Origin of the sequence: Kosakonia sp. SMBL-WEM22 (assembly GCF_014490785.1) — a bacterium.
GTDB lineage: Bacteria > Pseudomonadota > Gammaproteobacteria > Enterobacterales > Enterobacteriaceae > Kosakonia.
In genome coordinates this window covers 1,028,442-1,042,066 of the sequence record NZ_CP051488.1, presented here as the reverse complement: position 1 = coordinate 1,042,066, position 13,625 = coordinate 1,028,442, and the positions used below count along the sequence as shown (strand labels likewise).

The following is a 13,625-nucleotide window of genomic DNA, read 5'->3' as shown; positions in this document are numbered from 1 at the left end:
CAGTCATTCGACTGGCATTTCTCTAAGACAAACGCGCAGGGATTATGCCTGGCCTTTGATCTCTTTACGACCGTTGTACGGTGCTTTTTCACCCAGCGCTTCTTCGATACGAATCAGCTGGTTGTATTTAGCAACGCGGTCAGAACGGCTCATGGAACCGGTTTTGATCTGGCCAGCCGCAGTACCTACCGCCAGGTCAGCGATGGTTGCGTCTTCAGTTTCGCCAGAGCGGTGAGAGATAACGGCAGTGTAGCCCGCATCTTTCGCCATCTTGATTGCAGCCAGGGTTTCGGTCAGGGAACCGATCTGGTTGAATTTGATCAGGATGGAGTTAGCGATACCTTTTTCGATACCCTCTTTCAGGATCTTAGTGTTGGTTACGAACAGGTCGTCGCCCACCAGCTGGATTTTGTCGCCCAGCACTTTGGTCTGGTATGCAAAGCCGTCCCAGTCGGATTCGTCCAGGCCATCTTCGATGGAGACGATCGGGTACTGTTTGGTCAGCTCTTCCAGGAAGTGAGTGAACTCTTCAGAAGAGAAGGCTTTGTTGCCTTCGCCAGCCAGCACATATTTGCCGTCTTTGTAGAATTCAGACGCTGCGCAGTCCATCGCCAGGGTGATGTCTTTGCCCAGTTCGTATCCTGCTGCTTTTACCGCTTCAGCGATAACAGCCAGTGCTTCGGCGTTGGAACCCAGGTTCGGCGCGTAGCCACCTTCGTCACCCACAGCGGTGTTCATGCCTTTAGACTTCAGCACTTTCGCCAGGTGATGGAACACTTCAGAACCCATGCGGATTGCTTCTTTAACGCTGGAAGCGCCAACCGGCTGGATCATGAACTCCTGGATGTCGACGTTGTTGTCAGCGTGCTCGCCGCCGTTGATGATGTTCATCATCGGAACCGGCATGGAGTATTTGCCCGGGGTGCCGTTCAGTTCAGCGATGTGCTCGTACAGCGGCTGGCCTTTAGAGGCAGCAGCAGCTTTCGCAGCAGCCAGGGAGACGGCGAGGATTGCGTTGGCGCCGAAGTTAGATTTGTTCTCAGTACCGTCCAGATCGATCATGATCTTATCGATGCCAGCCTGGTCTTTGGCATCTTTGCCAAGCAGCGCCTGAGCAATCGGGCCGTTAACTGCGCCAACTGCTTTGGTTACGCCTTTACCCAGGAAACGGGATTTGTCGCCATCGCGCAGTTCCAGCGCTTCGCGGGAACCAGTGGAAGCACCTGACGGAGCGGCAGCCAGACCAACGAAACCACCTTCCAGGTGAACTTCTGCTTCAACAGTCGGGTTACCACGGGAGTCGATGATTTCACGACCGATGACTTTAACGATTTTGGACATTAGGTTTTCCTCAGTACAAGTTAAACTAAAACTCCAGACAACAATGCACCCATCGGGGTGCACTGTCTTTGTATATTTTACTTCGCCTGGCGCTTTTGATACTCGCTGGCGGCTTTCACAAAGCCGGCAAACAGCGGATGTCCGTCACGCGGCGTAGAAGTAAACTCCGGGTGGAACTGGCAAGCAACAAACCACGGATGGTTCGGCACTTCGATGATCTCGACCAACTGATCATCCCCGGAACGGCCCGCAACGCGCAGGCCCGCAGCTTCAATCTGTTTCAGCAGCATGTTGTTGACTTCGTAGCGATGGCGATGGCGCTCAACAATCGTTTCTGCGCCATACAGCTGGCGAACCAGGCTCTCATCCGTAAGCTGGCACTGCTGCGCGCCGAGGCGCATGGTGCCGCCGAGATCGCTCTTCTCAGAACGCTGCTCAACGTTGCCCTCTTCGTCACGCCACTCGGTGATCAGCGCCACAACCGGGTACTTACAGTCTGGCACAAATTCCGTGGAGTTGGCGTTCTCCATCCCGACAACGTGGCGCGCATACTCAATCAACGCAACCTGCATACCCAGGCAGATGCCGAGGTAAGGAATATTGTTTTCACGCGCAAAACGCGCGGTGGCGATCTTGCCTTCTACACCGCGGTAGCCGAAGCCGCCCGGGATCAGAATGGCATCGAGGCCTTTGAGGATCTCAACGCCGCGCGTCTCAACATCCTGCGAATCAATCAGCTTGATGTTGACGGTTACGCGGTTTTTCAGACCACCATGTTTCAGCGCTTCAATCACCGATTTATAGGCATCCGGCAGCTCAATGTACTTGCCGACCATACCAATCGTGACTTCGCCCGACGGATTCGCTTCCTGATAAATCACCTGCTCCCATTCGGCGAGATTCGCTTCCGGGCAGTTCAAGCTGAATCGTTTACAAATATAATCGTCCAGCCCCTGAGATTTCAACAGGCCCGGGATTTTATAAATGGAATCGACGTCTTTCAGAGAAATCACTGCTTTTTCTGGAACGTTACAGAACAAAGCAATTTTCGCTCTTTCGTTGGCCGGAACGGCGCGATCGGAGCGGCAAATCAGGATATCTGGCTGAATACCGATGGAGAGCAGCTCTTTCACAGAGTGCTGAGTCGGCTTGGTTTTCACTTCACCGGAAGCGGCCATATAGGGCACCAGCGTCAGATGCATGTAGAGGGTGCGCTCGCGGCCCACTTCTACCGCCATCTGGCGGATCGCTTCGAGGAATGGCAGGGATTCGATATCACCCACGGTACCGCCGATCTCAACCAGCGCAACGTCGTGGCCTTCGCCGCCGGCAATAATGCGCTCTTTGATGGCGTTGGTGATATGGGGGATAACCTGCACGGTCGCACCGAGATAGTCGCCGCGGCGCTCTTTACGCAGCACCTCGGAGTAGATACGACCGGTGGTGAAGTTGTTGCGACGGGTCATCTTAGTGCGGATAAAACGCTCGTAGTGACCCAAATCAAGATCGGTTTCTGCGCCATCTTCGGTAACGAACACTTCACCATGCTGGATAGGGCTCATTGTGCCCGGATCGACGTTAATGTACGGATCCAGTTTCATCATGGTGACCTTGAGGCCACGGGCTTCAAGAATAGCTGCCAGGGAGGCTGCGGCAATGCCTTTACCCAGAGAGGATACGACCCCGCCGGTCACAAAAATATAGTTCGTTGTCATGCTGAACCTGAGAAGTTAGGTTTAAAAGACGGTGGAATAACCAGGACGGGAAAGCAGTATACCGGATGATGAGTTGCGCCACAAACTTTCATTCCCCCTCCCCTTCTCTCTTCAGGCCGCATTAGCGTTAGCTCTCTTGGCTGACGCCGCTTGTACAACAATTCTGAACGTTTGCGGATTCGTGCTGTTGCCGCCCGGAAGCCCTCTGGATGAGCCGAAGCGGCGATAGCGGAAACGTTTCAACAATCGTAATGAGTGTGAAAATAGCCCCTTTCCAGCAAATGTTTTTGACGTAAATCAAGCGCTTGCTATTTAAAAAATCACACAAATTACGCTTATTACCACAAATGCCTTAAAGATCATGTTCCTGGCGCTTTACCTGCTGCCAGATAGTTTCCATTGTTTCCAGATCTACGCCAGTCATTTCCAGACCGCGCTCCTGAACCATGCGTTCGACTTCGCGAAAGCGGCGCTCAAATTTGAGGTTCGCTTTTTGCAGCGCCACTTCCGCTTTAACGCCCAGGTGGCGAGAGAGATTCACGGTGGCAAAGAGCAGATCGCCCATCTCCTCTTCCACGCGCGCCTGGTCGACGACCGCCTGTTTGGCTTCGTCCATCACTTCGTCGATCTCTTCATACACTTTGTCGAGCACCGGGCCGATGGTGGTCCAGTCAAAGCCCACGGTTGAACAGCGCTTCTGGATTTTGTGGGCGCGCATCAGCGCTGGCAGGCTGTGGGGGATATCATCCAGCGCCGAGTGCTGCGCTTTCTCCGCCCGCTCGGCGGTTTTGATCTGCTCCCAGCGCTCAAGCACTTCGGCGCTGTTGCCCGCCTGCGCGTCGCCAAAGATATGCGGATGGCGGCGCTCCAGCTTGTCGCTGATGGCGGCACAAATATCGTTGAAATCAAAACGCCCCTCTTCCTGCGCCATCTGCGCGTAGAAGACCACCTGGAAGAGCAGATCGCCCAGCTCGCCGCGCAGATCGTCGAAGTCTTCGCGCGAAATGGCGTCGAGCACTTCGTAAGTCTCTTCCAGCGTGTAGGGCGCGATGGTGGCGTAAGTCTGCTCTTTGTCCCACGGGCAGCCGGTTTGCGGGTCGCGCAGGCGCTGCATGATCCCGAGCAGACGATCGATTTGTGTCATGAAAAGTCCTTGCTAAAAAGCGATCCTCCCAGGAGATGGGAGGATCGGGTGAAGAGACGATCAGCCGCCGTGCAGGCGACGGGCGTCGATAACATCAGGCACCTGATTCAGTTTGCTCAGCACGCGGCCCAACACCTGCAGGTTGTAGATTTCGATATTCATATCGATGGTCGCCAACTGCTCGCGGGTGTCGCTGCGGCTGGCAACGCCCAGCACGTTGACCTTTTCGTTGGCGAGAATGGTCGTGATATCACGCAGCAGCCCGCTGCGATCGTTCGCCGTGACGCGCACCACCAGCGAGTAGCCCGCCGAGTAGCTTTCGCCCCAGACGGCATCGACGATGCGCTCCGGCGCAACGTTGCGCAGCTCTTCCAGCTGATCGCAATCGGCGCGGTGAATCGAGATGCCGCGCCCCTGGGTGATAAAGCCGACGATTTCGTCACCCGGGATCGGCTGGCAGCAGCGCGCAATGTGGTGCATCAGGTTGCCTACCCCTTCCACTACCACGCGCCCGTTATCTTTGCTGCGGTTCTGCGGTGCGTAGGTCTTCTGCTGCAGCTGCTTGAGCGCAGCAGCATCCTGCTCCTCGGCGCTCGGCTTGTTGAACTGTGCCTGCAGGAAGTTAACCATCTGGTTGAGGCGAATATCGCCGCCGCCAATCGCCGCCAGCAGCTCATCCAGCTCGTTGAAGTTGTAGCGCGGCAGCAGGTGCTTCTCTGCCTCTTTCAGGCTGATGCCGAGGTGCGCCAGCTCGTCGTCGAGGATCTGACGACCGGCAAGAATGTTCTTGTCGCGATCCTGCTTGCGGAACCAGGCGTGAATTTTCGAGCGCCCGCGGCTGGTGGTGACATAGCCGAGGTTCGGGTTGAGCCAGTCGCGGCTCGGGTTCGGCTGTTTCTGGGTGATGATCTCAATCTGATCGCCCATCTGCAGCTGATAGGTAAAGGGCACGATGCGGCCACTGATTTTCGCGCCGATGCAGCGGTGGCCGACATCGCTGTGAATATGGTAGGCAAAGTCCAGCGGCGTGGAGCCGGCAGGCAGATCCACCACATCCCCTTTTGGCGTAAAGACATAGACCCGGTCGTCGAAGACCTGGCTGCGCACTTCGTCGAGCATCTCGCCAGAGTCCGCCATCTCTTCCTGCCAGGCGATCAGCTTACGCAGCCAGGCGATGCGATCTTCATGGGCGGAACGCGCGCCGGTCGCCGTCGCGGTGCCCTCTTTGTACTTCCAGTGCGCGGCAACGCCCAGCTCGGCATCTTCGTGCATCTGGCGGGTGCGGATCTGGATCTCAACGGTTTTACCGCCCGGCCCCAGCACAACGGTATGGATGGACTGGTAGCCGTTCGGTTTCGGGTTGGCGACATAGTCGTCGAACTCATCCGGCAGGTGGCGATAGTGGGTGTGCACAATCCCCAGCGCGGCATAGCAGTCCTGCAACCGCTCGGCGACGATGCGCACGGCGCGGACATCAAACAGTTCGTCGAACGCGAGGTGCTTTTTCTGCATCTTGCGCCAGATGCTGTAGATATGTTTCGGGCGGCCATACACTTCGGCTTTCACGCCTTCGGTCTTCATCTCGGCGCGCAGGTGACCGACAAACTCATCGATGTAGTGCTCACGATCGATACGGCGCTCATGCAGCAGTTTGGCGATGCGTTTGTACTCTTCCGGGTGCAGGTAGCGGAAGCAGTAATCCTCCAGCTCCCACTTCAGCTGGCCAATGCCTAAGCGGTTCGCCAGCGGTGCGTAGATGTTGGTACACTCTTTCGCCGCCAGCACGCGCTCATCTTCCGGCGCATCTTTCACTTCGCGCAGATGAGCGATACGTTCAGCAAGCTTGATGACCACACAGCGGAAATCATCCACCATTGCCAGCAGCATGCGGCGGACGTTATCCACCTGTTCAGAGGAGACGGAATCGGTATGGGTCGCTTTTAACTGGCGGATGGCGGCCATATCGCGCACGCCGTGGATCAGCTCGACCACCGCTTTACCGACGTTTTCACGCAGCACCTCTTCGCTGACCACTTCCGCGTCGGCGAGCGGGAAGAGCAGCGCGGCGCGCAGCGTGTCGGTGTCCATACTCAGCATCGAGAGGATCTCCACCATCTCGATACCGCGTGAAAGCAGGATCTCCGCCTGCGGATGCCCTTGAGTTTGACGCAGACAATAAGCCCAGGTTTCGGTTAAGCGTTCACACGACGGCTGACTGGTAATGCCCAGACTGGCGATCCATTTGGCCGGATCGAATTCACCCGCTTTGTTCAAATGCGCACTGCGTACCGCAACCATTGTCCTCTCCTTTCAGGGACCGGGCCTGCCGAATTCGGCAAGCCGAAATTAATCATTTGTGTTTCACAAACAACACCATCGATTCCAGATGACCAGTGTGCGGGAACATGTCCAGCATCGCTAGCCGCTCAATCTGGTATCCCGCACTCAGCAGCGCTTCACTATCGCGCGCGAGCGTGGCGGGATTACAGGAGACGTAGACCACCCGCCCCGGCGATAATTTTATAATGTGCTGCATGACACCCGCTGCGCCCGCGCGCGCAGGGTCGAGTAAAACTTTGTCAAACCCACGGCTCGCCCACGGCTGTTTTGTAACATCTTCCTCCAGATTTTCATGAAAGAATGTCACATTGTGCAAACCATTCTGTTGTGCGTTCTCCTGCCCTTTTGCCACCAGCTCGGCAACGCCCTCCACGCCAACTACTTCTGCCGCGCGTTTCGCCAGCGGCAGCGTGAAATTTCCCATCCCACAGAAGAGATCAAGAATGCGGTCCTGCGGCTGCACATCGAGCCACGCCAGCGCACGGGCGACCATCTGCTGATTTACGCCATCATTGACCTGGATAAAATCTCGCGGGCTGAAGTGTAAGGGTAGCCCGTCAGAAGCGTAGCAGGGAGTCTGACCAGTGACCTGCTCAACAATATCGCTTTGCGGCGCGAGATAAAGCGCAAGATGATGGGAATGCGAAAAGCGTTCCAGTTTTGCTCTATCGGCGGCGTTTAGCGGCGCGGTGTGACGCAGCACCATCAGCGGTCCATTATCTGCGTCAACCAGTTCGACATGCCCCAGTTGGCGAACGCCGCTTAATTCTGCCAGGCAATCGCGCAGGGGTGTGAGCAGTGCTTCAAGACGGGGCACCAGCACCGGGCATTGTGTGACATTGACAATATCGCTCTCGCCCGCTTTGCGAAAACCCATCTCCAGACGCTGCGTTTTCGGCTGCCAGCTCAGGCTTAAGCGCGCCCGACGGCGATATCCCCATGGCTCGCCGGCGATAACATCATCCACTTCTTGTTTCATCAGGCGTGCCAGCGCGGCGCGTTTGCTGCGCTGTTGCAGCTCAACGCTGGCATGCTGCTGCTGGCAGCCACCGCAGACGCCAAAGTGCGGGCAGCGCGGCGCTACGCGCTCCGGGCTGTCGTTCAGGCGACGGCTCACTTCACCGCGGGCAAACTGGCGCTTCTCCTCTTTAAGGATAATTTCCGCCGTCTCTGCGGGTAACAAACCAGGAATAAACAGCGCTTTACCATTGTGACGCGCCACCCCCTGCCCAAAGGGGTCAAGGTCGTTTACTGTTACGGTTATTTTTTGACGAGTCGTCACACGTCGTTTTGCAGAGTAGAATTGCGCCATTGCGGTGAAAAATCTCAATTACTGATCAATGGCCCCATTCTCCCATAACGGAATTCCATGACCAACTACAGCTTGCGCGCACGCATGATGATTCTGATTCTGGCACCCACCGTGCTTATCGGTGTGCTGCTCAGCATCTTTTTTGTCGTCCATCGCTATAACGATTTGCAGCGTCAACTGGAAGACGCCGGTGCCAGCATTATCGAGCCGCTGGCGGTCTCCAGTGAATACAGTATGACGCTGCAGGATAAAGACGCCATCGGCCAGCTGATTAGCGTCCTGCATCGCCGCCACTCCGATATCGTGCGGGCCATTTCGATTTACGACAATAATAATGCGCTCTTCGTCTCGTCAAACCTGCAGCTGGAGGGCGATTCCCTCAAACTGCCCGCCAATCAGCCTTTCCCGCGCAAGCTGAGTGTCACCCGGCGTGGCGATGTGATGATCCTACGCACGCCAATCCTCACCGAAGGGTTTGCGCCCGCCAGCTCCTCGCTGCCGGCGGATAAGATCACCGGCAATCTGCTCGGCTATGTGGCGCTGGAGCTCGATCTCAAATCGGTGCGTTTGCAGCAGTACAAAGAGATCTTTATCTCCAGCCTGATGATCCTATTTTGTATCGGCATCGCGCTGATTTTCGGGTGGCGGCTGATGCGCGATGTCACAAGCCCGATTCGCAATATGGTTAATACCGTCGACCGCATTCGACGCGGCCAGCTCGATAGCCGCGTCGAAGGGTTTATGCTCGGCGAGCTGGATATGCTGAAAAACGGCATTAACTCAATGGCGATGTCGCTGGCGGCCTATCACGAAGAGATGCAGCACAATATTGACCAGTCCACCTCCGATCTGCGCGAAACCCTGGAGCAGATGGAGATCCAGAACGTCGAGCTGGATCTGGCGAAAAAGCGCGCCCAGGAAGCGGCGCGCATCAAATCTGAGTTCCTCGCCAATATGTCCCACGAGCTGCGTACGCCGCTTAATGGCGTGATTGGCTTTACCCGCCTGACGCTGAAATCGGAGCTGAACCCCACCCAGCGCGACCACCTGCTAACCATTGAGCGTTCGGCCAACAACCTGCTGGCGATCATCAATGACGTGCTCGACTTCTCCAAGCTGGAAGCGGGCAAACTGATTCTGGAGAGTATCCCCTTCCCGCTACGCAGCACGCTGGATGAGGTGGTGACGCTGCTGGCGCACTCGGCCCACGATAAGGGGCTGGAGCTGACGCTGAGTATCAAAAACGATGTGCCGGATAATGTGATCGGCGATCCACTGCGCCTGCAGCAGGTGATCACCAATCTGGTCGGCAATGCGATCAAGTTTACGGAAAATGGCAATATCGATGTGGTGGTGGAGAAGCGCGCCATCAGCAATAACAAAGTGCAGGTGGAGATGCAGATCCGCGATACCGGTATCGGCATTCCCGAGCGCGATCAGTCCCGGCTCTTCCAGGCATTTCGTCAGGCGGACGCCAGCATTTCGCGTCGCCACGGCGGCACCGGGCTGGGGCTGGTGATCACCCAGCGGCTGGTCAATGAGATGGGCGGCGATATCTCTTTCCACAGCCAGCCCAATCGCGGTTCAACCTTCTGGTTCCATATCAATCTCGATCTTAACCCGAACGCTATCAGCGAGATGCAGCCGACCCGCTGTCTGGTCGGCAAACGCCTGGCCTACGTGGAGCCAAATGCGACGGCGGCGCAGTGCACGCTCGATGTGCTGAGCGAAACGCCGCTGGAGGTGATCTACAGCCCGTCGTTTTCCGCCCTGCCGCAAGCGCATTACGACATGCTGTTGATGGCGATCCCGGTGACCGTGCGCGAGCCGCTGAGTATGCAGCATGACCGCCTGGCACGCGCCGCAGAAATGACCGACTACCTGCTGCTGGCGCTGCCGTGCCACGCCCAGGTTGATGCCGAATCGCTCAAACAGGATGGCGCAGCAGCCTGTCTGCTTAAACCGCTTACTTCAACGCGCCTGCTACCTGCGTTAACCGAATATTGCCGCATCACACGGCTGGCAGAGCTGCCCGCGCCGGATGAGAGCAAATTGCCGATGTCGGTGATGGCGGTGGATGATAACCCCGCCAATCTGAAGCTGATTGGCGCCCTGCTTGAGGATCAGGTTCAGCATGTGGAGCTGTGTGAAAGCGGCCTGCAGGCGCTTGAGCGGGCGAAACAGATGCAGTTCGATCTGGTGCTGATGGATATTCAAATGCCGGAGATGGACGGGATTCGCGCCTGCGAATTGATTCGCCAGTTGCCGCACCAGCAGCAGACGCCGGTGGTCGCCGTCACCGCCCATGCGATGGCCGGGCAGAAAGAGAAGCTGCTTAGCGCCGGAATGAATGACTACCTGGCGAAGCCGATTGAGGAGGAGAAGCTGCGTAACCTGCTGCTGCGCTACAAGCCCGGCCACAGTGTCGGCGCGTGGTTGACGCCGCTGGAGACGGAAACAGAGCAGGCACCGCCGGTTATTACCGTGGATGATGACACGACGCTCGACTGGCAGTTAGCCCTGCGTCAGGCGGCGGGAAAATCGGATTTGGCGCGCGATATGCTGCATATGCTGGTCGAGTTCCTGCCGGAGATCCGCAATATGGTCGAAGAGCAGTTGGTCGGAGAGGCGCCCAGCGGGCTGGCAGAGGGGATCCATAAATTGCACGGCAGCTGCGGCTATAGCGGCGTACCGCGCCTGAAAAAGCTCTGTCATTTGCTTGAGCACCAGTTGCGCAGCGGCGTGCCGGCCGAGGATCTGGAGCCGGAGCTTCTCGAATTGCTCGACGAGATGGATAACGTAGCGCGCGAAGCGCACCGGTTGATTGGTTAAGCGCCGGTTCAGTGCCGGATGGCGCGTAAACGCTTATCCGGCCTACGCGGTTTCAGCAGCACTGTACCCGTAGGCCGGATAAGGCGTAGCCGCCATCCGGCAAAACAACCACCCCGGCATATCGCACCTGTAGGCCGGATAAGGCGTAGCCGCCATCCGGCAAAACAACCACCCCGGCATATCGCACCTGTAGGCCGGATAAGGCGTAGCCGTCATCCGGCAAAACAACCACCCCGGCATATCGCACCCGTAGGCCGGATAAGGCGTAGCCGCCATCCGGCAAAACAACCACCCCGGCATACGGCACCCGTAGGCCGGATAAGCGCAAGCGCCATCCGGCACGAACCTTCCAGGCATCCGGCAATGCTTACCGCAATGTCTGCCCTGCTTTTAATACCGCCGCCACATTGCGGGCGGTGAGGCGCACATTCTCCCCGGCGTTGGCTAAGGCATCATCAAGGGAACAGATGCTGTAAATCACGCTGAACACCGCGTCGATGCCATGATCGTGCACCACGCCGACATCGGCGGTCAGGCTGCCAGCAATGCCGATCACTGGAATATCATGCCGTTTGGCGACCTTTGCCACGCCGACCGGCACTTTGCCGTGCACGGTCTGGCTGTCGATTCGCCCTTCGCCGGTGATCACCAGATCCGCATCGGACACGTGCTTATCCAGCGCCAGCGCATCGGTCACAATCTCAATCCCCTGGCGCAGCTCGGCGCCGCAAAACGCATATAACGCCGCTCCCATGCCACCGGCTGCGCCACCGCCGGAGAGCGTTAACACATCGCAATCGAGATCGCGGGCGATGACCTGCGCGTAGTGCGCCAGCGCCCTATCCAGCCGCGCTATCATCTCCGGCGTCGCCCCTTTTTGCGGTCCAAACACCGCCGAAGCCCCCTCTTTACCGGTAAGCGGATTGGTAACATCGCAGGCGACATCGATCCGGCACTGCGCCAGGCGGCGATCCAGCTCGCTAATATCAATGCGCGCCAGGCGCTCCAGCGCTGCGCCGCCTGCGGCGATCTGCTCCCCCTGCTCGTCGAGCAGCTTTGCGCCCAGCGCCTGCACCATGCCTGCGCCGCCATCGTTGGTCGCGCTGCCGCCAATGCCGATAATGATCTGTTTCACACCCGCATCCAGCGCATGGCGGATCAGCTCCCCGGTCCCCCATGAGGTGGTGATTAAGGGATCGCGCTTCGCCGTGGGCACGCGCTCCAGCCCGCTTGCCGCCGCCATTTCAATAAACGCCGATTGCTCATCGCCGGAGAGGCCATAAAAGGCGTCGACCTGCTCGCCGAGCGGCCCTTTAACCGCCACCTTTACCACCCGCCCCTGGGTGGCAGCGACCATCGCTTCTACCGTGCCCTCCCCGCCATCCGCTACCGGAATTTTCACGTACTCAGCGTCGGGATATACCTCGCTAAACCCTGCTTCAATGGCTGTCGCCACCTCCAGGGCCGTTAAACTCTCTTTGTAAGAGTCGGGTGCGATGACAATTTTCATAAGCCGTCCTTACGCATATTCACCACGGTAAGCATACACCTTGCCAGCAGCGGGAAATGCCAGCCCCGGCAAGGAGTGGCAATTTCATTAACGCACCATGCAGGGACGCTTGTTATCAAACTTCCAGTCGGGGATCAGGTACTGCATGCCCATCGCATCGTCACGTGCGCCGAGCCCATGCTTTTGGTACAACTCGTTGGCTTTCATCACCCGATCCATATCCAGCTCAACGCCGAGACCCGGTGTGGTTGGCACCTGCACCATTCCGCCTTTGATCTCAAACGGCGCTTTGGTCAAGCGCTGGTTGCCCTCCTGCCAGATCCAGTGGGTGTCGATGGCGGTAATGTTGCCTGGCGCAGCGGCGGCGACATGGGTGAACATCGCCAGTGAAATATCGAAATGGTTATTAGAGTGCGAACCCCAGGTGAGGCCAAACTCGTGGCACATCTGCGCCACGCGCACCGAGCCCTGCATGGTCCAGAAGTGCGGATCGGCCAGCGGAATATCGACCGATTGCAGCGACAGGGTGTGGCCCATCTGCCGCCAGTCGGTGGCGATCATATTGGTAGCGGTCGGCAGACCGGTGGCGCGACGGAACTCTGCCATCACTTCACGACCGGAGAAGCCCTGCTCAGCCCCGCACGGATCTTCGGCGTAGGCGAGCACGCCCTTCAGCTGCTTGCCGATGGCGATCGCCTCATCGAGTGACCACGCGCCGTTGGGATCGAGGGTCACACGCGCCTGCGGGAAGCGTTTTGCCAGTGCGGAAATCGCTTCCGCCTCTTCCATGCCAGCCAGCACGCCGCCCTTCAGTTTGAAGTCGTTAAAGCCATATTTCTCATAAGCCGCTTCGGCCAGGCGCACTACGCGATCCGGCGTCATCGCCTCTTCATGGCGGATGCGATACCAGTCGCACGCCTCATCCGGCTGGCTCTGGTAAGGCAGCGGCGTCTTTTTGGCATCGCCGACAAAGAAGAGGTAACCGAGCATCTCCACTTCGCTGCGCTGCTGCCCTTCGCCGAGCAGGGAGGCGACGTTAACGCCAAGGTGCTGACCGAGCAGATCGAGCATCGCTGCTTCGATACCGGTAACCACGTGAATAGTGGTGCGCAGATCGAAGGTCTGTAGCCCGCGCCCGCTGGCATCGCGGTCGGCAAAGGTGTTACGCACGCTGTTGAGCACATTTTTGTATTCGCCAAGCGTCCTACCAACCACCAGCGCGGCGGCCTCCTCCAGCGTCTGGCGGATCTTCTCCCCGCCGGGGATTTCGCCAACCCCCGTGTGACCGGCATTATCTTTAATGATGACAATATTGCGGGTGAAAAAAGGCGCGTGCGCCCCGCTCAGGTTCATTAACATGCTGTCGTGACCGGCAACGGGAATAACCTGCATCGATGCCACAACGGGCGTGGAACTGTACGTACTCATATT

The 13,625-nt window shown here is 57.8% G+C and carries 9 protein-coding genes; 1 reads left to right on the top strand and 8 read right to left on the bottom strand.

Annotated elements, in window-relative coordinates:
• Positions 1-42: 42 nt before the first annotated feature.
• From eno to rlmD, 5 genes are all read right to left on the bottom strand, one after another.
• Complete coding sequence (eno, locus tag HF650_RS04930; protein ID WP_187801419.1) at positions 43-1,341, bottom strand: phosphopyruvate hydratase; 1,299 nt, start codon at positions 1,339-1,341, stop codon at positions 43-45.
• A 77-nt stretch (positions 1,342-1,418) separates the two neighbouring features.
• Complete coding sequence (gene pyrG / locus HF650_RS04925; protein WP_187801418.1) at positions 1,419-3,056, bottom strand: CTP synthase (glutamine hydrolyzing); 1,638 nt, start codon at positions 3,054-3,056, stop codon at positions 1,419-1,421.
• A gap of 352 nt (positions 3,057-3,408) precedes the next feature.
• Complete coding sequence (mazG, locus tag HF650_RS04920) at positions 3,409-4,200, bottom strand: nucleoside triphosphate pyrophosphohydrolase (protein WP_187801417.1); 792 nt, start codon at positions 4,198-4,200, stop codon at positions 3,409-3,411.
• A gap of 60 nt (positions 4,201-4,260) precedes the next feature.
• Positions 4,261-6,498 (bottom strand): GTP diphosphokinase, encoded by a 2,238-nt coding sequence (gene relA / locus HF650_RS04915; RefSeq protein ID WP_187801416.1) that lies wholly within the window; start codon positions 6,496-6,498, stop codon positions 4,261-4,263.
• 52 nt (positions 6,499-6,550) lie between these two features.
• Positions 6,551-7,852, bottom strand: coding sequence for a 23S rRNA (uracil(1939)-C(5))-methyltransferase RlmD (gene rlmD / locus HF650_RS04910; RefSeq protein WP_187801415.1), 1,302 nt, complete (start codon positions 7,850-7,852; stop codon positions 6,551-6,553).
• A 57-nt stretch (positions 7,853-7,909) separates the two neighbouring features.
• Between rlmD and barA the strand changes: the two genes are divergently transcribed.
• The gene (gene barA, locus HF650_RS04905) at positions 7,910-10,684 is read left to right on the top strand and encodes a two-component sensor histidine kinase BarA (RefSeq protein WP_187801414.1); all 2,775 of its coding nucleotides are present in this window, start codon (positions 7,910-7,912) and stop codon (positions 10,682-10,684) included.
• 52 nt (positions 10,685-10,736) lie between these two features.
• Here barA and HF650_RS04900 read toward each other — a convergent pair whose 3' ends face one another.
• The 3 genes from HF650_RS04900 to gudD form a co-directional block, all read right to left on the bottom strand.
• Positions 10,737-11,012 carry a hypothetical protein gene (locus HF650_RS04900; RefSeq protein ID WP_187801413.1) on the bottom strand — a complete coding sequence of 92 codons (276 nt, stop codon included), beginning with the start codon at positions 11,010-11,012 and terminating at the stop codon, positions 10,737-10,739.
• A gap of 39 nt (positions 11,013-11,051) precedes the next feature.
• Positions 11,052-12,194, bottom strand: a complete 1,143-nt coding sequence (locus tag HF650_RS04895; RefSeq protein WP_187801412.1) for a glycerate kinase — start codon at positions 12,192-12,194, stop codon at positions 11,052-11,054.
• Positions 12,195-12,281: 87 nt separating this feature from the next.
• A complete protein-coding gene (gudD, locus tag HF650_RS04890) occupies positions 12,282-13,622 on the bottom strand; it encodes a glucarate dehydratase (protein WP_187801411.1) in 1,341 nt (446 codons plus the stop codon).
• Between the last annotated feature and the right edge of the window lie 3 nt (positions 13,623-13,625).

What these genes read in the sequence shown, in the direction of transcription:
- eno (WP_187801419.1), bottom strand. Translation starts at nt 1,341, where the DNA reads ATGTCCAAAATCGTTAAAGTCATCGGTCGTGAAATCATCGACTCCCGT.
- pyrG (WP_187801418.1), bottom strand. Translation starts at nt 3,056, where the DNA reads ATGACAACGAACTATATTTTTGTGACCGGCGGGGTCGTATCCTCTCTG.
- mazG (WP_187801417.1), bottom strand. Translation starts at nt 4,200, where the DNA reads ATGACACAAATCGATCGTCTGCTCGGGATCATGCAGCGCCTGCGCGAC.
- relA (WP_187801416.1), bottom strand. Translation starts at nt 6,498, where the DNA reads ATGGTTGCGGTACGCAGTGCGCATTTGAACAAAGCGGGTGAATTCGAT.
- rlmD (WP_187801415.1), bottom strand. Translation starts at nt 7,852, where the DNA reads ATGGCGCAATTCTACTCTGCAAAACGACGTGTGACGACTCGTCAAAAA.
- barA (WP_187801414.1), top strand. Translation starts at nt 7,910, where the DNA reads ATGACCAACTACAGCTTGCGCGCACGCATGATGATTCTGATTCTGGCA.
- HF650_RS04895 (WP_187801412.1), bottom strand. Translation starts at nt 12,194, where the DNA reads ATGAAAATTGTCATCGCACCCGACTCTTACAAAGAGAGTTTAACGGCC.
- gudD (WP_187801411.1), bottom strand. Translation starts at nt 13,622, where the DNA reads ATGAGTACGTACAGTTCCACGCCCGTTGTGGCATCGATGCAGGTTATT.